This is a genomic window from Microbacterium sp. Y547 (assembly GCF_057669785.1).
Map to the genome: position 1 here is coordinate 196,689 of NZ_JBYHFN010000004.1, position 22,184 is coordinate 218,872.

Annotated in this window: 1 protein-coding gene (only partly in view); it reads left to right on the plus strand. The window is 69.7% G+C overall.

Translation table 11 applies throughout. The features are described 5' to 3' along the window. A protein-coding gene (locus AC25Y0_RS08145) for a Calx-beta domain-containing protein (protein WP_488134489.1) crosses the window boundary here: on the plus strand, window positions 1-22,184 show its 5' portion. It continues 5,329 nt past the right edge of the window; 22,184 of the gene's 27,513 nt are visible here — the first part of the coding sequence; it begins with the start codon at window positions 1-3; the stop codon falls past the right edge of the window.

Here is a 22,184-nt window from a genome sequence, read left to right on the forward strand (position 1 = left end):
GTGCGAGCTCCACGGCTTGTTGGGCGTCTCGACCGCGCGCGTCGCAGGTCGGTCGCAGCGCTCGTCGTCGTCGCGATGACGCTGACGCCGCTCGCCCTGCCCGTGAGCGCCGGCGCTGCGGCGCCTGCGCTGAGCTCGTCGTCGCCCGTGGCGCATACGCCTCCGACGGCGCGGGAACTCGCCGCACAGGCTCAGGACCAGAAGTCTGCGGAGCGCGCCGCTCCGGTCGCCCTGGCGGCAGAGGACCTCGCTCGGATGTTCGCCGTTGCGGCGGCGCTGTGGGGGTCGCCCGAACTGGACGGCGTCACCGTGCTCATCGCCGACACGGAAGGCGATCGCCTCGCCGTGACGCAGGGCCAGACGATCGTGATCGATCCGACCGCGGCCGGTCACGGCTGGTACATCGATCCGTCACCGGAGGCATCCGACGAATTCAGCGCGGGCACGGGGCCACTGCTGCAGGCTCCCCCCGGCAGCCCCGCAGCAGGACGGATGGACCTGCTGACCGTGCTCGCGCACGAGATCGGTCACCTGCTCGGCCGCGCCGACCTGCACGACGACGAAGCGCTCATGCACGCACACCTGCTGCCGGGCCAGCGGTACCTCACGGTCGGCATCGATGACGGACCGGATCAGGCCGTCCTGAGGTCCCTCGCCGAGGGCACGGCGGAGTTCCCCCTCCGTGCCGGTGCGGTCGACACGCCGACCGGCCCGGTGGCGCCCATCGCACCGGTGAGTATCGATACAGCTCCCGCCGACGCCACGCCCAGCGTCGCCGCAGAGCCCTCTGACACGCCTTCCCCTCCGCTGACGCCATCCGAGATGCCCGGCCCGGACTCGGTCGCGACGCCCCCCGACCCGGTCGCGTCCACGCCGGAGGCGACCTCCGGCGTGCCGCAGCGTGCGGTTCCCCCTGTCGCACCCGCCGCGGTCGCACCTGCTCCACCGTCGCCGGGACCCTGGACGGTCACGCTCGACAGCGCCGGCACCTGTGCGATCACTCTGCACGACGGCTTCCTGCTGATCGGTGATGAGCGGCGCGAACTGTCCAGCATCACCGAGGTGATCATCGTCGGCACGGCTGGCGACGACACGCTCGTCATCGGTGCGGAGGTGCGCGCCGCGCTCGCCGGCATCCCGGTGTCCTTCGACGGCGGCGGCGGCACCGACCGCCTCGCGGGACCCGCGGTCGATGCGACGTGGAACGTGACAGGGCGGGGTGCGGGCACTCTCGTGGCGGGCGGACTCACGGTCGTCTTCCACGGCGTCGAGATGCTCCAGGGAGCGGTCGGCAACGAGGACGTCTTCGTGCTGGGCCCCGAAGGCTCGGTCACGGCCGTCGACGGCGGCGATGGCGGATACGACGTACTGCGCGTCGCGCCCGGGACCTCCGGCGCGGTTGCGTCACTCGTCACCGGACCGCAGTCGGGAGTTGTGACGCGTGACGGCTTCACGACGACATACGACGGCCTCGAGCCCGTCGATGTCACGTGTTCGGTATGCGTGGTCACGGCCGGCGACGCCGGCCACACGATCCGGGTATCGCTCGTCGGCGACGAAGTGTGGGTCGCATTCACCGACGGATCCGGCGAGACTCACCGCATCGACGCGACCGCCGCGCTGACCCTGACCCTCCGCGGCGGCGCCGGCGATGACGTCATCACCATCGCGGAGCTGCCGGACACGGTGACACTCATCATCGACGGCGGCGCAGGCAACGACACTCTGATCGGGCCGGACGTCGAGACCGACTGGGCCGTGACCGGAACCGATGCGGGCTCGACGTCGTTCGGCGATTTCTCGGGCATCGAGAACCTCGTCGGCGGGTCGGCGCGCGACACCTTCGCGGTGACCACCGTAGACACCGCTTCCGGCCCCGCTCAGGTCTTCACCCTCAGCGGCACGATCAACGGCGGAGCGGCCGGTGACGCTCTTGTCGCGGGCGATCTGGCGAACCGCTGGGTCATCACGGGAGTGAACACCGGCACGCTTTACGGCATCGATCCCGATGACGACACCATCCTGACCAGCACGCAGGCATTCACGGGCATCGAGAACCTCGCGGGCGGCCTGGCCGCCGACACGTTCTCGATCGCGGCGGGTGGCAGCGTTACAGGGATCATCGACGGTGGCCCCATCGACGACGAGGCGGACGAGCCGGCCGTCGACACCCTCACCTACATCGATCGCGGATCACCCGTGACCGTCACGCTCACCGGCGCACCGTTCTCGATCGCCGACCTCTTCTCGACCAGCATCGCGGCCGGCAATCCGGGCGCAGGCAAGGTCGCACTCAACAGCGCGACCCAGAACGCCGCGACCGTGATCCGCGTCAGCGGAGTGGATGCCGCGTCTGCAGCCGTCGTTCAGGCGGTCGACAGCGTCGCCGGCTCGGCGGGAGCCTACGGGCAGATCCGCATCTACGCGACGGGCGACCCGAGCCGGTGGCTGCTCTTCCAGGTGCTCGGCCTCCTCCCGACCGGCGACCCGGCTTACCGGTCCATCTCCGTGTCGATCCTCGACGGGAGCCACGTCTCGCCGTTCGGAGCGGGCGTGCCGGTGACACTGGTCTACCTTCCCGCCCTGCACACGGCGACCGGGGTCGCGGCCTTCATGAACATCACGAAGATCGTCGGCGGATCGGGTGGCGACACGGTGCGTGGGCCTCCGGCGCAGTCCGTCCTGTGGACGATCGACGGAGCCGACTCCGGCTCGGTGGCGGGCGTCGCCTTCGAGTCGTTCGAGCGCCTCGTCGGGGCCCCAGGAAACGCGGACGCCTTCGTCGTGACCACAGACGGCAGCGTCTCCGGCTGGGTCGACGGCGGCCTTGGCGGCAGTGATTCCCTCCTCTTCCTGAACGATGCGACCGGTGTATACACGGTCCACAATCCCGCCGGGACCGATGCCTCGGGCACCGCCTCAGCGAAACCCATCGCCTTCCGCGGCATCGACCACCGCACCCCGATCGGCGGCAGTGTCGCCGCCCCCGTGGTCACCGGCAGCATCCTCGGCGACACGATCATCATCTCGGCCGCCGATGCCGGCCACGTCTCGGTGCGCTACGACCGCACGCGGTGGTACGACCCCTCCACGGGGCTCACCGTGGATGAGATCCTCATCGCCAACCCCGTCAGTCGCCTCATCGTGGAGGCCGGACTCGGGGCTGACCATATCGAGGTGCAGGGGCTTCCTTCGGGCTGGGTCGAGGGGGCCGGGCTCTACATCTACGGCTTCCAGCGTTTCAGCGAGGCTCTCCCGATCTCGCTCGATGACACCAGCCCCGACACGGTCGAGTTCACCGGCGACGTCTGGACCAACGGCGGCATCATCGAGGTCTACGCCGCCCACGTCACCGTTCACGCGGGAGTCGTTATCGACGCGGGTGGCGGGTGGATCACGTTCCGGGTGCGCCAGATCGGCGGCGTGCTGTGGGAGAACTTCCTGCCCGGCTTCGGCACCGACCGGGAGGTCTCGATCACGATCGCCGAGCGCGCCGAGCTCCGGGCCACCGGGATCTACCTGATCGCCCAGGCAGAGGACCGCAGCCTCGCCGAGATCATCGGTGCGGTCAAAGAGATCGAGAACTTCATCATCGACCCGATCACCGATCTGCTCGGCGGCCTGTTCGCGCTGCCGGTCAAGGTCCTGGTCAAGCAGTCGACGGCGACCATCACGATCGGCGACTTCGCGAAGCTCATCGGCGACGACACAGTCGGCGTGTACGCGACGGCGACGGCGGATGCCGGGGGCAGCGCGAGCGGAAGCATGATCAGTCTCGGCTACTCGCATGCCGTCGCAACGGCGACGGTCACGATCGGCGAGGACGTCGAGATCACCAGCACCGCGGCGGTCGTCATCACGAGCGGGGCGACGGCGACGGCGTCGATGGAGACATCGACCTCCCGTGAGCTCAGCAGCACGCCGAACCCGGGCAGCGCCCAGATCGCTCTGTCGCTCGCCATCTCCAACGCGGTCGCCACATCGACCATCACGGTGGGGCTGCGCAGCACGATCGAGGCGGCGCGGACGGTCAACATCAAATCCAGCGGATCCGTCGACTCCGCAGCATCCGCCGAATCCGGCCTGTACGCCGACGGCGCCGCCGGTCTCGCGTTCGCCATCGAAATCTCGGATGCCGTCATCACCACGACGATCCTCGGCGAGGTCACCGCGCAGATGGAGCCGGGCTCCGTCGTGAAGATCGAGATCGACCCGACCACGACGGAGTTCGACGTGCGGGGAGACCGCAACGTCGGCTACGTCGACTACGCGAACGACCGCATCTACATCGGCGACTACGCGCTGGTCACGGAAGACACCATCGTCTACACGAATCGGCGCGGCACGAGCATCGGCGGTCTCGTCGACGGCCGTGAGTACTACGTCATCTGGCAGGAGGACGGCTGGATCAAGCTCGCCGGCACCGAGCGCCAGGCGATCATCGCCGGCATGGGCGCGCAGTACGAGCCCGGCAACGTCATCGACCTGATGGATCTGACCGCCGGAGGACTGGGGACGGCGACCAATACACGCGACTTCACCGGCGCCGACGTCGACGGGTCCACCGACGAGATCTCACTGCCGTGGCCGGGGGGCACGGTCAACAACACGTTCGAGCTCGGCCAGGCCGTGGTCTATCGCCAGAAAGGGACCACGGCGATCCGCGGTCTGACGAACGGGTCGACCTACTACGTCATCGCGAGTACGAATCAGACGAACCTGCAGGGAGACACGCGTTTCACCGATCGGCAGATCATCGCACTCGCCGAGACGGAGAGCGAAGCCCGAGCCGGAATCAAGATCGACATCGGCGGCGCCGCGAACGGCGCACAGTTCTCGCTCTCGGCCACACACGTCCTGGACTCCGGTTTCTCGACCGGGGTGGGCATCATCTCAGAGCTGGATGCCTCGGACGCGGCATCCGCCACCGCCGGGCTCGGATCCGAGAACCGCAACCAGACGTGGTGGGCCGACGTCAAGGAGAAGCTCGACACCAACCTGCCGGACATGCTCTTCACGAAGCTGACGGAGTCCTACACGAGCAACCACGCGACCTCGGGCACGGGCTCGAGCGATCTTGCTGTCGCCGGGTCGCTGTCGTTCGTGTTCGCTACCCATCGCGTCGCCACGATCATCGGCGGCGCGGCACACATCCGGTCGAACGAGGACCTTGAGATCAAGGCGACCATCACCCAGTCGTTGACGCTCAACGGTGAGGCGAACGTCGAGCCGCAGACCGATGAGAACAGCAGCGGCTCGAGCGCCGACACGATGGTCGCCGTCGCGGTCGCCGTCGGAATCATCGAGAACACGGCCACCACGACGATCCGCAACGGGGCCCGGCTGGACGCGCTTCGGGCGACACGGGTCATCTCGGACATCTCCTATCCGTTCGCGCAGCGCTTCGACGAATACCTGCCGCTGTCGTGGGGCGAGATCATCGACCGCATCCGCAACGACGGATACGACGCGATCCTCGGCTACGTGAACGAGCAGATCGGCCTGAAGGACAAGCTCTTCAACACCTGGACGACCTCGTCGGCCAGCGCCGGCGAGATCGGCATCGCCGGCTCGGTCACGGTGCTCGTGCTCACCAACGTCTCGCAGGCGACGGTCGAATCCGGCGTGCGGATCAACCAGGATGAGGCGTGGACGCAGACCGACCACCCGAACAACCGCAACGACGAGGGCTCGGCCCCCGACCGAGACGGCAAAGAGGGCGAGCAGGTCGTCTCGGTGGAGGCGACGAACTACCAGCAGTTCATCAACATGGTGGGCGTCTTCTCGCTCCCCGGCATCGACCTCGACAAGAAGGACCAGAGCTTCGCGGACCGCATCGCCCTGAGCCCGCTCGGCAGCTCGGGCGGCAAGGGTGGGGCGGGCGGTTCGTTCTACCTGTTCCTCCAAGACAACACGACGCACGCGACGATCGCTGACGGAGTCGCGATCTTCAGCGGTGCCGACGGCGGCTTCAACATCAAGGCCGAAGAGGCCATCTTCCACATCGACCTCGTGCAGTCCGGCGCCGGCGGCGGGACCTTCGCGATCGCCGGGAGCGTCGCCTACATCGGCCAGACCAGCGACACCCTCGCACGATTGAGCGGGAAAGCGAGCGTCACGGGGCGCGATGTGCGCATCTACGCGGGCGCCTTGATGACACAGGCGACCTGGGTCGGCGGTGTGTCGGTCGGCAACGGCGTCGGCGTCGGCATCTCGGTCGCGATCAACGTGCTCGACCGCACGACGAAGGCCGTCATCGGTGCCGCGGACGCATCGCCCGGCACGGGTGCGGTGGCGCGTGACGTCACGAGCATCGACGTCACCGGCGCCGTCGACATCCTCGCCAAACTGGACGGCGACCTGTGGGCCTTCTCGGTCGCCGGCGCCGTCTCGACCCCGGCCGACCCGTCGCAGTCGCCTCCCCCCGGACCGAACGGCGCGGCGCCGCCGGCGAAGGCGCTCCAGATCCTCGGCGCGAGCGTGCACACGCCGACGACGGGAATCGGTGTCGCCGGCGCGGTGTCGATCAACATCGTCACCGACAAGACGCAGGCCTCGATCGCCGACGCCGGCCGGATCACGGCGGGAAGCGTCACCGTCACCGCGATCGACGACTTCTTCCAGTTGTCGGTCACCGGTGCGGCGGCGTTCGTGGTGAGCGAGAAGCCGGGTGGCACAGCGCTCGCCGGTGCCTTCAGCATCAACGTCATCGACACGACGACTCGCGCATTCATCGTCGCCACCTACCTCACGACCACCGGCACCGTCAGGGTTCAGGCGACACGCTCCGGCGACGTCATCTCGATCTCGGCGGGCATGGCGGTCTCCACGGACCAGGACAGCATCGGGGCTGCCGGGTCGTTCTCGGCGAACGTGATCCTCAACGACACCGTCGCGGCGGTGCAGAACGTCACGGCCGTCGTCGGCGGCGACGTCGTGGTCGCCGCATCGGACAGCACCCGCATCATCTCGGTCGGCGGCGGGATCGGCTTCGGTGGCAAGGCCGGCATCGGCATCGGCGTCGGCATCAACCTGCTCGGCACACCGGAGCGCCCGATGCTGACGAGCGCCCGCATCTCGGGGTCCACGATCACGATCGGCGGCAGTGTGCTGTCGGTTACGGCCAAGAGCCTCAGCGACGCGACCGGCCAGCGCATCTTCGCCATCGGCGCCGGGGTCGGCATCGCGGCCGGACCGCAGTCGCAAGCCGCGGTCGGGTTCCAGCTCGCCGTCAACCTCATCGCCTTCCGCACGATCGCGGAGATCGTGCGCACCTCGATCCTGCAGGCGACGGGCACGGCACACACCCTCGACACCACGGTGCGGGCGACCGACGACTCGGGCATCGTTTCGATCGCGGGTGCCGTCGCGGTCGGCACGGGAGCGGCCATCGGCGCAGCGATCGGCTACAACGAGATCGAGGGTCACGTCGTCGCACTGCTCGATGACGTCGACCTCACGAGCAATGGCTCGCTCACCGTCGACGCCTCTTCGGACGCCGAGATCGGCGGCGTGGCCCTGGGCGTCGCGGCAAGCGTCTCGCCGCAGGGCAAGATCGCCGGTGCCGGCTCGCTGCTGATCAACGTCATCGACAACCGCATCGAGGCGGGCATCTACGACACGATCACGTCGTCGCCCATCGGTGCCTCGGTGATCACCGTCACCGGTCCGGTGACGGTATCGGCGCGCGACACGTCGCTCATCGTCGGAATCACCGGCGGGATCGCGGTCTCGACCGGCAGCAGCCCGGCGATCGGTGCCGCGATCAGCTACAACCTCATCTCGAACGTGATCATCGCCGCGATCGACGGACCGTCCGTGCTCGCCGGCGGCGCGGCATCCGACATCTCCGTCACCGCCCGCTCGCAGTCGACTCTCGTGGCGATCGCGGTCGGGGGCGCGCTCGCCGCCGGACAGTCGTTCGCGGTCGGGGGCGCGGTCACCGTCAACTCGATCGCGAACACGGTCCGCGCAGTCATCGCCAACAGCCCCGGCATCCGTGCCGGTCGCGACGTCGTGGTCGAGGCCACCGAGTCCGTCACGCTCGTGGTCGTCGCCGGCGGGGTCGGCGTCGCGCTCGGGAGCGTCGCGGTGGGCGCCGCTTTTGCGTACAACTTCATCGGCGGCAGCTTCGACCCCGCCAACCCCGACCTGGTCAACAGCGACACCGCGGTCCAGGGCGGCGACACCGACCAGCTCCTCGCTGCGATCGACAACTCGCGGGTCGTCGCCGGTCGGAACATCACTGTGAAGGCGGGCTACCAGCCCGCGACGACCGGTGTCCCCGCCGAGGTTTCGATCGGTGCACCTGACGGGGCGGTGACGTTCGCGATCCCGGGAGACCCCACCACCGACGACGAGAAGCCCTTCACCGCGACGATCGTGAGCGTCACGGTCGGTGCCGCGGTGGCCGACAACTTCGCGTTGGGCGGCTCGATCTCGATCAACGTCGTCGCCCACGACATCGTCGCCCGCATCACCGGCACTCGCGCGGTCGAGGCGGACGGCAGCATCCTCGTCTCTGCCTCGGATGACGTCACGGCCGTTTCGGTCGCCGGCGGGATCGCCGTCGGGCAGAACGCGGCGGGCCTCGCGGTGCCGCTGCAGATCGATATGAGCTCGGTGACGGCCTACATCGGCGCCGGCGCGGTGGTCGACGCACGCGGCAACGCCGGGCTGAGCGTGCCCACGGGGCGCAAGACCGCGAGTGGCACACCCGAGATGCGCACCTTCGCGGGTGTCGCGGTGGTGGCGTACGCGTTCGAAGACGTCCACACGGTCGCGGTGGGCCTCGGCGGCGGCATACAGGTAGGCGTCGCGGGGTCCGGCGCGGTGACCGTCATCCTCCGCACGACACACGCCTGGATCGGCGACGGGGCGAAGATCAACCGCACGGCCGGCACCGAGTCGACGGCACAGAGCGTGCTCGTGCTCGCCGCCGATCGCACGACCCACGTCGGCGTCGCGGGATCGATCGCCCTCGGCGGCTCCACCGGCATCGGGGCGGGCATCGACGTCGGTGTGCTGACGAAGGACACGCAGGCCTGGATCGGCGCCGCTGCCAAAGTCGAGGCGCGCGGCGACGTTCAGGTGCTCGCGTACTCCGAAGAGAACATCGTCTCGGTCGCGGGCGGCATCGCGGGCGGTGTCGACGTCGGCATCGCCGGGGCGGTCGGCATCTACGTCATGAACCTCACGACCAAGGCCCAGATCCGCGGCACCGTCACGACCGCCGATCCGACGACCGTGCTCGCCGAAGGCAGTGTCGTCGTGTCGGCCTCGTCCGACACCGAGGCCGACTTCATCGCCGGCAACATCGCGATCGGCGGCACGGCAGCCGGCATCGGCGGCGCAGTCGTGGTCCCGATCATCATCAAGACGACGGAGGCCTCGATCGGCGCCCGTGCCGTCGTCGACGCACGCGGGCTGCGCCCCGCCGTCACGATCGAAGACGGATTGCACCACGTCTTCGACCCGTACATCGGCGACCCCGATCCCTCCCAGGTGCGCGCGCCGTCCGTCGAGAACGACGACATCGGCTACGACCCGGACAACGCCGATTCGCAGAACCCGCTCGTGGACGAGCAGCTCACGTCGCGGCGTGTCGTCACGCCGTCGAAGCGGACCGATTTCACCGGTGTCGCGGTCATCGCGCTGAACCGCGACGACATCGGGCTCTACGGCATCGGCGCCGCGGGGTCGGCGACAGCCGCCGTACAGGTCTCGGCCACGGTGCACGTCATCGAGGCGGCTGTCAGCGCGACGATCGGCGACGGGGCACGCGTAAATGCCACCGCCGGCACCGAGGGCATCGGCCAGAGCGTCTTCGTGGTCGCCGCGAACGACTACCAGCTGCTCGCCGTCGCCGGCGGTGCGGCGCTTTCCGGGGTTGCTTCGGTCACGCCCGGTGTCGGGGTGGCCGTCGTGCTCAACACCCTGACGGCACGCATCGGTCAGGGCGCTGTCGTCGAGGCGCGGGGCGGCGTCGAGGTGCGGGCCGTGGCGAGTGAAGACATCCTCGCCCTGGCCATCGCGATCGCCGGAAGCCTTCTGGTCGGCGTCGGCGGTGCCGTCGCGGTCATCGTGATCGACAACGAGACGCACGCCTCGATCGCGGCGGGAGCCAGGGTGACCGCCGGCGCGAACGTCGTGGTCTTCGCCTCGGACAGCACCGACATCGACGTTCTGAGCCTGGCTGCGGGAATCGGCATCGGTGCGGCCGGCATCGGGGCCGGCGTCGCGGTCTCGGTCATCACCAAGAGCACCGAGGCGTGGATCTCGTCTGCGACCGTCGATGCTGCCGGCAACGGTTCGAGCATCCGTGTCTACGACGGCACGCTCAGCGCCGACGGCACGTTCGGAATCACGCCGGATGATGTCCGCGGCGTCATCGTCGTCGCCGTCAGCAGCGAGAACGTGCTCTCGGCGTCGATCGCGGGGGCCGGCGGGCTCGGCGCGGGCATCGCGGGCGCCGTCACCGTCGAGGTTCTCGACTCCGACACCCGGGCGTACATCGACGGCGGAGCCCTCATCAACACGACCGCACAGGCCGGTGCATCCACCCACCAGGACGTGCGAGTCGTCGCCGTGAACGACGTCATGATCCTCGCGATCGCGGGCGCCGTCGGCGTCGGCATCGTGGGACTCGCGGGGGGCGTCGACGTCGGAGTCGTGCACAACGACACGACGGCGTTCATCGCCGGCGCCGACGTGCGTGCCCGTCGCGACATCACGGCCAGCGCGCTCGCCGACCGGGTGATCCGCAGCTACGCCATCAGCGCCGGCGGCGGCGTTGTCGGGCTCGGCGCAGCCGTCTCGGTCTGGACGCTCGGCGGCAACCTTGTCGCCCAATACACCGCCGGAGAGTCGGGCCAGCAGAACGCCCTCACGGGCAAGGACGAGGACGGCAACGACACGTCCACCATCTCGAAGATCGACGCCATGATCGGGGGCGGCGACGCCTCGTCGCCCCTCGCCGGCCTCGCCGGCTCGAGCGGAAGCACCCAGAACTCCGGGGCCATGAAGGGCGCCGCCGCGGACGCGAACACGTCGCTCACCGACAACTCGCCCGCAGGCTCCGTGGGCGCATCGACCGGCCAGCCCGGCTCGTCCTCGACCGTCGGGACGCAGCCCGTTCCCGCCGGGACCACGGCATTCATCGGTCGGGGAGCAGGCGTCACCGCCGGTCGGAACGTGCTCGTGGACGCCCGCAGCCGGATGGATCTCACGATCGTGGGCGGCGGCGTCGGGGTGGGCGGCGTCGGCATCGGCGCCGGAATCGCCATCATCGTTTTCGACGACGACGTCACCGCCTTCGTCGGCCAGCGGGCCCACGTCACCGCCGGCCCGACGGGTACGGTCGCGATCCGCGCACACCAGCGCGGCAACCTCGACGTCCTGGCTGTCACGGCCGGGTTCGGCGGCCTGGTCGGTGCGGCGGCCGCTGTCGTCGTTGTCCTTGACCGGGGCACGGTGTCGGCCTACCTCGAAGATGCCGCCGGTACTACAACGGCTGCCGTCATCGAGGCCGCGGGCACCGTCATCATCAGCGCTGAGCGGATGGTCGACATCCAGGTCGCCGCGATCGGCGCGGCGGCCGGCTTCGTGGGCGTCGGCGCGGCCGTGGTCGTCATCGACAGCGACGGCGTCGCCTCCGCCTACACCGGCACCCACTCGCGCATCGGCGCCGACCGCCCACCCGCCCAGCGGACGGTGGGCGCCGTGACCATCGCGGCGGCAGCCACCGTGACGGTGGCGTCGTTCGGCTCATCGGACGTGACGATCGTCGCGCTCGGCGTGGGCTACGTCGGGGTCGCCGCCGGCGTGCTCTCGGTCACGATCGGCACGGGTGGTTCGGCGATCGCTTCGGCGGAGGTTCGCCGCGGCACCCTGATCTTCGCGTCGGGCACGGTGCGTGTCGCGGCTGACTTCACCTCTGCGGCGGAGGTGTCCGGTGCCGCCGGAGCAGGTGGGCTCGTGGCCGGAGGCGGCATCGGGGTCCAGATCGCCATCGCGGGAATCGCACGCGCCGTGATCCGAGACGCGGTCACGGTGCGGGCGAACACCGTCGCCGTCGAGGCGGACAACACCGCCGACGCGCGTGCCGACATCGTCGTCGTCGCGATCGGGGGCGTCTCCGGTGCGGGTGCCCGTGCCGACGTCGACGTCGACGTCGATTCGGAAGCGCTCGTCGGTTCCCCCTCGGGTGCGGTGTCGACCCTCGACACGACGGGCACCATCACCCTCCTGGCCACGTCTTCGCAAAGCGCGTTCGCCGAAGTGAGCGGCGGCGCCGGTGGCCTCGGCGCCATCGCATGGATGATCGCCGACACGACGCTGACAGGATCGACGATCGCACGGATCATCGGCAACACCGTCATCCCGCGGGCCGGCGGTGTCGACGTCACTGCCGACATCACCTCGGCTACGGCCGGATCGCGCGTCGTCGTCGGTTCCGGCGGCGGGCTGTCGATCGGCGGTGCGCAGGCATACGCGACGGCGGCACCGCACGCTGCGGCATCCATCGGCGACGGCGTCACGATCGGCGACCGCACGAACGCCGCCGCCCCCGCACGCATCGCGGGCGGCGTCACCGTGACGGCGAGGGCACGCGCCGAAGCCGACACGACCGCGAACGCCTACGGAGGCGGTGGCGTGCAGGTCGGTCTTCCCTCTGCCAGGACGACGATCTCGCCCGACGTCGACGCGTTCATCGGCACGTCCGCGGCAGCATCCTCGCCCACGCGCATCTACGCCGCGGGCTCTGTGCGGGTGATCGCCGAGCTGCTCGACTCCGCCAGCAGGCCCATCACCGATGCCCTGACCGGGATCAGCGTCGACAACGACACCGTAACCTTCAGCTACCCCGGCATCGCCGAGGGGGACCGCGTCAGTTATCAGGGCCCGGGCATCACCGGACTCAACATCGGACGTCCGTACACCGTGATCGAGACCGCTGCGACGGGACGGATCCGCCTGGGATCGGTCTTCGATGCGAGCGACGCCGGCACGGTCGACCCGACGACCGAGATCATCACCTTCGCGGCGCCGCACGGCTTCGTCAGCGGAAACTGCGTCATCTACGACGCACGAAGCGGCATCTCGATCGTGCAGAGCACCGCGACGGCCGGGTGCGGGTCTGCGGGAACGACGAGTTACTACGTTCGCGTGCTCGACGACCAGCGCATCAAGCTCACGACGAGCCTCGCCGCAGCCCTGGCCGCATCCGAGGCAACCCTGCCCGGCACGGTCTCGGGCAACACGATCGTCAACGCCACCCTCGCCGCCCAGCCCAGCGGCACAGCCGTCGTCTACCGCGCCCCCGTCGCGGCGACTTTCATCTCGGGCGCTGTCGACGTGACGCCCGTCGAGGTCACCGACGCCGCCGGCAACCTCGTGTGGGCTCCGCAGTCGATGACGAACGCCGACAATTCGGTCACGATTGTCCACGCCGCCGGTGCGAACAACGTGTTCCTCGGTGTGAGCACCGTCGCGCTGCTCAACAGTGGCGACGCCGTGCTCTACCTCGCCCTGGACGGCGCCCCGATCCCGGGGCTGTCCAGCGGCACCGTGTACTACGTCATCAAGGGTGCGAACGGCGTCGTCCAACTGGCGGACTCGCGTTGCCACGCCGTCGGATGCCCTGACCCCGACGGCGCCGGCCCCGCGACCGCGATCCCCATCCAGGCCCTCGCGATCGCCCCCGGCGGTGGGACTCTGCACTCGCTGCAGCGCTCCATCGGCGGGCTTCGCGACGGCCAGACCTATTACACGCGCACCGGCGGATCGATCCCGGCCGGCTCGGTCGGACTCGCGCTCACTCCGGTCGGCGGATCGATGATCGCGCTCGCAGGCGCCGATCGACCCGGCCCACACCTCTTCGGCATCGTCGAGGTCGACCTCAAGGCCGGCTCCGGACTGCAGGCGCTCTACGCCAACGTGCGCGGAACCTTCACCGGCACCGGTCACCGGTTGGCCGGGCCCAACGGTGAGGACCTCGCCGAGATCGCCCCGCCCGCCGGTGACGGCGCATCGGGCGCGACCGTCAACAGCGGCTCGGGTGCGGTGATCGACATCGGCGTCCCCTCGGCGAAGGTCACCGGCACCGTGACGGTCGACGCGAAGCTGGCCGCCGGGGTCGTGCAGGCGGGCCAGTCCATCGAGGTCACCGCAACGGGTCGCACCCGCTCGACGGCGTATGCGAACACCGGCGCCGGCGGCGGTGTCTCGGTCGGCGAGGCGCATGCCGATGTGGTCTTCGACACCGCGACGACGAGCGCGACGGTCGGTGCCTCGAGCAACCTGCTCGCGGGGCAGGACGTGACGGTGGCCGCCACTTCCGACCACCGCATCGGCGCGACCGCGCAGTCCAAGGGCGGAGGGGCGGTCTCGGCGAAGATCGCCGAGACGACGGCGCGCATCGACAACGACACGCTCGCGACGATCGGCAACGGCGCCGTCATCCTGGCGGGCCGTCACGTGACCATCAAGACGGACTTCGCGACGAACGGCACGACGCTCTCCGACACCGAATCGTGGGGGATCGGCGCGGGCGCCGACTCCGACAACACCAACGATGACCGCGGAGTGCGCATCGGCACGTCGACGGATGCCGCCACCTCTCGCGTCGTCATCGGAACCGGCGTGCGCATCACCGGCGCAACGGTGAACCTCGACGCGTCCGTGTCGCGCATTCAGGGCAAGGCGACAGCCAAGGCGCTCGGCGTGAACCCGATCCTGCTCGGCGTCGCGACGGCCTTCGCGAATGCCCAGGTGGACGTCTACCTCACCGTGGCCGTCGAGGTGGGAGGCGCCGGCACGATCATCCGCGGAGAGCGCGGCGTCGACCTCAAGGCGCACACGTCGGGCATCGTCATCACGCGCAACGCCATGCGCCTCGCCGTCGCACTCATCCCGCCTCAGCGGGCTGAGAACAACGGATCGGGCCGCGTCACCGCGACCGTGAACGCCGACCGCGGAGCCATCGTCCTCGCCGGGGCGCGGCGCGGCGATCCGACGTCGGGACTGGTCGCGGCATCCGACCCCGGCAATGTCGCGCTCTACGCTCAGGCCGACTCGGGTGTTCAGTACGTCACCCCGAGTCCCGACAGCAACCGCTACCGGGACGACGGCGGATCGGCGTTCCCCGAAGCGCGCCACATCTTCTGGGATGCCGATGTCATCGTGCTGGGCGGGCTCAACGGCGCACCGCTGCTGGTCGTCGACGCGGACGGCTACGTCGTCGAGGCGAATGCCGTGACGATCAACGGCGGAGTCGTGCCGGTGGCCGGCGTCACACAGGTCGATCCCGATGGCGACGGTCGCTACGTCATCGACGACATCAGGAACACCGGATACGCCAACGTGCTGTTCGAAGCGACGTGCGCGGACGATGACGACGACAGCATCGCGTGCTCGATCACGAACCAGGACTACACCTCCACCGACGGCAACCCGAATCAGCCGTGGCCGACGTTCGAGTTCCGCGACACGCTCGAGTCGGTCATCATCGTCGACCGTTCCGGCTTGCAGGTGACGATCGGGCGCATCGACGTCGTCAACGACTTCGCGGCGACGCCGCTCGTGCGGCTGCGGTCGGCGGGCGGCGCCCTGCGCGCCTACACGTCGCTCGAGTTCGATGTGCGCCATGCGGCGGCGCCGAGTTTCGTCGACATCGAGAAGCGCGGCGATGGTGACGTGCTGCTGTCGGCACTCATCAACAACCCGGTCGGGCTCACGCGCATCGTGAATCTGCTGGGCGACATCATCGCCTCGACCTCCGCGACGCTGATCGTCACGAACCTGCTGGATATCGAGGCGATCGCAGGCTCCATCGGGTCGGCGCAGCGACGGCTGCCCATCGACCTCGTGCGATTCACCGCCAAGCCGCGTGTGGACGCGCCTACCGCCTCGGGGGTCCGCGACCCGCGAATTGCGGCGCAGGCGGGCATAGACGTCTTCCTGAGCCTGCGCGGCCTGGACCGCACGCAGACGAACGCCGCGGCGATCACCCTGACGCTCGATCTCGTGCGCGCCGGTCGCGATGCCGACCTCCAGCTGCGCACGGGACTGCGCCAGGGGGCCTCGACCCGCGACGCGGACGTGCGGGTTCATGTGCCGAACGAGGCGAGCCCCTGGAACACCGCTCAGCTGCACCGCTTCCACTTCCGCGGATCGCCGTCGCCGGGCACACCTGACCCGGCTCGCACCGGCGCGTCCCGCCACATCGACGCCGCGATCGCCGTGGGCGGCACGGCCGTCGAGATCGACAGCCTCTTTCGGCTCGAGCAGCGCAACGCGACACGCGACCGCGTCGACGTCGGAATCGGCGCGACGGGCGAGACCATGTTCCGCGCCGACGTCGACGCGGGCTGGTATGTGATCTTCGCGGATGCTGCGCTGGCCGCCGGTACGGCGGGCGTGGTCGCGGGCGACCACATCCGCATCCGTGACACCGAGGCCCTTGTGAACGGACCCGAGGCGCCCGATGCCGAAAGCCCGGCGGTCATCGACCTCGAAGGCTTCATCGACCTCGCCGACGACGGTGCCGGCTGGGTCGACGTCGACATCGACGGGTCGATCGCGCTCGAAGAGGTGTCCGGTGACCTGCGTATCGGTCTCATCCGGTCGCGCACCGACGACGTGGTCCTGGTCGCGGCCGTGAGCATTCTCGACGGCGACCCGGGTGACGCCGCGACGCACCCCGCCGACCCCCGCGACGTCGAGGGCGTGAACATCACCCTCATTGCGAAGACCGGCTCGATCGGCATCGAGGGCGACTTCCTCGAGATCAACCTGCTCGACACGGTCGGGGTGTCCCGCACGCCGGTCAGCGGCATCCTGAACGCGACGGCCGCGTCGGGCATTCACATCTTCGAGGTGCAGGGCGACCTGCGCGTCGGCCTGGTCACATCGGCTCAGAACGATGCGACGGAGGTCACGGACGTCTCGCTCGTCGCGGGTGCCGGCTCCATCGTCGACGGCGAATCGGATGCTGCGGCCGACGTCGTCGCCGACCGCATCGACCTCCGTGCGACCGGCGGCGGCATCGGGTCGTTCCTGCACGACCTCGACGTGAACACGTCCGTCACGAGCTCGGCGACCGGTCGTCTTTACGCGCAGGCCGATGCCGGCATCTTCCTCACCGAGACAGACGGCGACCTGCGGCTCCTCGCCGCGAAGTCGCGCGACGGCCACGTGCGACTCACGATCCCCGACGAGAACGGCGTGCGCGGACCCCCGTCGACAGGGACGCAGGACCTCCTCCTCGTCGTGTCGGGAACGAGCCTGGTCAGTCAGGGCCAGCCGCGCACGACCACCCCGGGTGCTGTCGACTCCGCGACGACGACGCGCAGCGGCATCTGGGCCAAGCTCGACATCTCTCTCTGGATCGGCGACGACCTGGTGGCGCCGGTCGACTCCGACATCGTCGCCGGCCGCACCATCTACATCCACGGCGACACGAACCGCGGCCCCGCCGCCCCGACCGCGACGGACTCCGACCCGCTCGGGACGCCGGTCGCCGCCAACGCGGACACGCACCAGAGCGCGGCCACCGCGGCTGCGGGCTTCGGCACGACGATGACCTTCGCCGGACGCCTCGGCGGCGTGTTCGACCTCGACGGCGGCGCCGACCGCACCGACCGCGCCCTCGTGTTCGGCCATATCGACGTCGACCATTTCGACTTCGTCGCGACGCTGCTCGGCACCGCGGTGCGCGTCTACGGCAGCCAGAACCTCTCGGCCACCGACCGCCCCGCGTGCGGTCCGGCCGTGCTGCAGATCGGCTGCGGCGACGGCGAAGACGTGTTCCGCGTGCTCGGTCTGCGCACGCCCGACGACCCCGACGCCCATACCCTGACTCTCGACGGCCAGCAGGGCACCGACACCTATCGCGTCGAGACGACCACCGATCCCACCCGCACCTACATCGTCAACCTGCTCGACACCGGCGCTGCGGATGACGGTGCCGACGTGGCCACGATCGTCGGCACTGATGGACGCGACATCGTGCTGCTGCGCCGCGTCGCGTGGATCCCGAACGAAACCGCCGACCGCCCTGCCTTCGTCGCCTTCGTCCACGGCACGCTCGAAGGACTGCGCGGCTCGCCCGCCGCAGGCAGGGGCGTGGAACGCGTCAACTACGACACGTCCATCAACGGACGCCTCATCGTCGAGACGGGCCTCGGCGACGACGTCTTCGCCGTCGACGACACGAGCACGACCGTCACCCTCGACGCGGGCGCCGGTGACGACGAGTTCCAGTTCGGAGAGCTCTTCGGCACCCCGCGCGATGCGGCGGCGGGGCTCGATCCCGCCGACGTGTTCCCGCGCATCATCGCCACGACCCGCGGCTACCTCAGCCCCGGCATCAGCGCCCCGCTGGTCGCACTCGGCGGTGCCGGCAACGATCAGTTCACCGTCTACTCGAACCAGGCCGAGCTGCGACTCGAAGGTGAGGGCGGCAACGACTTCTTCGTGGTGCGCGGCTTCGCGCTGGCCCAGACGAACGCCGACGGCACGATCCGGACGGGCGCCTCGGGCACCGCGATCCCCGCCATCGGGTCCTCGACCGGGCGCCCGCTCGATATCCGCGCCGGTGGCGGCGACGACGAAGTGCAGTACACGATGAACGCGCCCGTGTCGGTGGATGGTGGCGCCGGATACGACAAGCTCGTGATCCTGGGCACGGAGCTCCCCGATGACATCGTGGTCACGGCGACCACGATCTACGGCGCCGGCGTCACGGTGCGGTATGCGACCGTCGAGGCGGTCGAGATCGACGGTCTTGAGGGTGCCGACCAGATCTTCGTGCAGTCCACCGCCGGCGGCGTCTCGTACCGGATCATCGGCGGCCTCGGAAGCGACACGATCAACATCGCCGGCGACATCTCGACGGACATCGTGGTGCGTGACATCGAGGGAGCGAGCGGCTCGATCGACCATCTCGTGACCTCGGGTGACATCGACTACCAGGGCGTCATTGCTCCCGGAATCGACCTCAACGTCGCGGGGGTCAACGAGGGCATCGTCGTGATCACCGAGTCCGGCGGCGGCACCTCCGTCGCGGAAGGCGGCGGATCGGCATCCTTCGACTCGTACACCGTGAAGCTCTCGCGCCGGCCGGTAGGCACCGTGTACGTCACGGTGACCGCCGCGATGCCGGGTCTTGCCGAGCGTCTCGGCGTGAACGCCGGTGATTCGGTCTGGCTGTGCGCCGGCTCGCAGGCGCAGTGCGACGAGGCGTTCCGCGAGTACCGCCGACACATCGTCGAGATGGGTACCACCGCCGACCCTGCGCAGCGCGCGCTCGTGCTGGTCTTCGACGCCGGCAACTGGAACGTCCCGCAGACGGTGTACGTCTACGCCGTCGACGACACGCGCGGTGAGGGTGACCGCACGGTCGCGATCAGCCACACGACGCTGGCAGCGGATGCCGCAGACCGCGCGAACGGGTTCGACGGTGCGGCCGTCCGCAACGTCGAGGCGCTCGTCCGCGACAACGACGTGCCCGGTGTCGTCATCGTCGAGGTCACTCCCGGCACCGACGACGAAGACCGGTCGACGGTCGTCCTCGAAGGCGTCAACGGCGTGACGGACGAGATCCTGGTCGGACTCACCTCACCGGCGACGGGCACCGTCATGGTGCGGCTCGACCTTCCCGACGGGCGTCTTCGCCTCGAGAGCGACGACAGCCGGTTCAACGCGGCGACCCGGACCATCACGTTCACCGCGGGCGACACGAGCCCCGTGCGCATCCGCATCATCGTGATCGACGACACCATCCGGCAGGATGCCGCGTTCGCACGCATCGTGGCGCGTCTGGTCTCCGGTCCCGCCGGGTACGGCTTCGACGACCGTGTGCTCTACGTCGATGTGCGCGACGACGACTCCGCGGGCGTGCTCGTGATCGAAAGCGGCGGCAGCACGACGGTCGTGCGCGGCGGCACAGGCGAGGACTACACGGTGCGCTTGACCAAGAGGCCCACCGCCGACGTGCATGTCGCGATCCTGACGGACGGCCTCACCGACGCCGCCATCGGCGGACGCGTGACGTGGCGCGCGATCGGCAGCGCGGGTCGGGGCCTGTTCACCGGAGCCGTCACCGTCGACCCGGCGACGCGTCGCATCACCCGCACCGACGGCGGCAGCTTCCTCGCCGATGGCTTCATCGAGGGCATGCGCATCTCGATCGACGGCGGCACGACGTACTACAAGATCGCGGTCATCCGCGGCACGAACGCGACCTTCGACAACGTGATCGAGCTCACGGCGGAGCACGCTCTGCCCGCCGGCGCCGGAGTCGTCACGCTACGACGGGTCGCGGCAGCCGTCACCTTCACGTCGTCGAACTGGGCGACACCGGTCACCGTCTCGCTCGTCGCCGACGCGTTCTTCGACGTGCCGCTCGTGCGTCAGGGCGTCAAGACGTTCGCGACGCAGCCGCATCTGCTCACTCAGCTCGCAGGACCCGTGCACGTCGAGGGCGGCACGACCCGCGCCGACCGGTCGTTGCACACCGGCGTGAAGCTGCCGGGCGAGACGGACGGGCCCCTCCTGGGCATCGGCACCGCCGCTTCGGTGCCCGAGGGTCGCAACATCGACGTGCTGAACATCTTCGACGACTCCAGCGCGCAGGATCACATTCGCACGCTCAGTTCGACCGGCCTCACCGGCACCGGACTGCCCGTGGGATTCACGGTTGCCGGCGGCACCGCCTTCGGTGAGCCGGCCGACGTGCCCGGCGGGATCTCGTGGGGCCGCGTCGACGTCACGACGGCGGTTGACGGCACCGTGACCGCCATCACGACGAACGCTTCTCTCTCGACGATCGAGGTGCTGAACCTCCTGTTCGGCGCGGGCAACGACCGCCTCACGATCACTGGCACGCTGCAGCAGGCACCCGAAGACGATGGTGATCCGACGACGAACCCGAACCCGCCGGCCGCACACGGGTCACTGACCGTCGTCCACGGCGGCGGCAACCAGCTGGTGGGCGGTGCGGTCGGCGGCGATGTGATCATCGTCACGGGCGGGGGCGGCCCGACGACTCCGCTGGTCATCTACGGCGACACGTCTCAAGACGGTGTCTGGTACTCGGGTCGACCACACACCCAGGACGCCGGCGACTTCGGCGCCCAGCCGTTCGACCAGTTCCCCACCGTGCCCGACGAGGACGAGCGCTTCTGGTTCCCGCTGGCCACCCCGTTCGCGCACGCCGGCAACGACATCATCGATGCGAGCGCTCTGTTCGCCGATGCCCCTGCCGGCAGTCTGCCGACCGTGGGTGTCATCGTGTACGGAGGCGCGGGCGATGACACCATCATCGGCAGCCAAGCGCACGACTACCTCGTCGGCGGTTCAGGCGATGACGTGATCCACGGTCAGCGCGGCAGCGACCAGATCTACGGCGACTCGGGCGTGAACGTCGACGTCATCACGCGCCGCCTGGGCATCCCGACGACCAACACGAGCGCGCACCCGATGGCCGACAGCCTGGTGCCCGGCAGCGACGACCTGCAGGGAGAGGGCGCCGGAAGCGCGGTCGGCGCCGCGGGCGACCACGACGACGTGATCTTCGGCGACCACGGTGTCGTGACCCAGGCGGTCGCCCCGGATCGCACCGACCTGCTCGGTGGGCCGGTGCTCGTGCGCATCCAGACGGCGCGCCTGGTGACGTCGATCGCGACGGTCGAGCCGGCGGCGGGTGCCGACGACGTGATCACCGGTGGCGTCGGCGATGACCGGATCGCCGGGGGCAACGGCGACGACCTCATCTTCGGAGGCGCCGGCAACGACACGATCTTCGGCGACCACGGCCGCATCGAATTCATGACCCCCGACGGGCTCTTCCGGCTCGTCACCACGACGGATCCGAACCTGGGCGGGCTCGACACGATCTCGGGCGGCGCCGGCAATGACGCCATCTTCGGCGGCACGGCGGCCGACACCGTGAGCGGCGACGACGGCAACGACCTCATCTTCGGCGACCACGGCCGCATCGACGCCACCGTGCCGTCTGCCGGAGCCGTCGGCATCCGTCTCGATCTGCTGCCGCTGAACATGCCGTTGGCCGCCCACCCGTTCGCATGGACGTCCATTCACACGCTCATCGGTGACGGCGGTGCGGGCGACCTCTTGCGCGGCAACGCCGGTGAAGACATCATCATCGGCGGCCAGGGGTC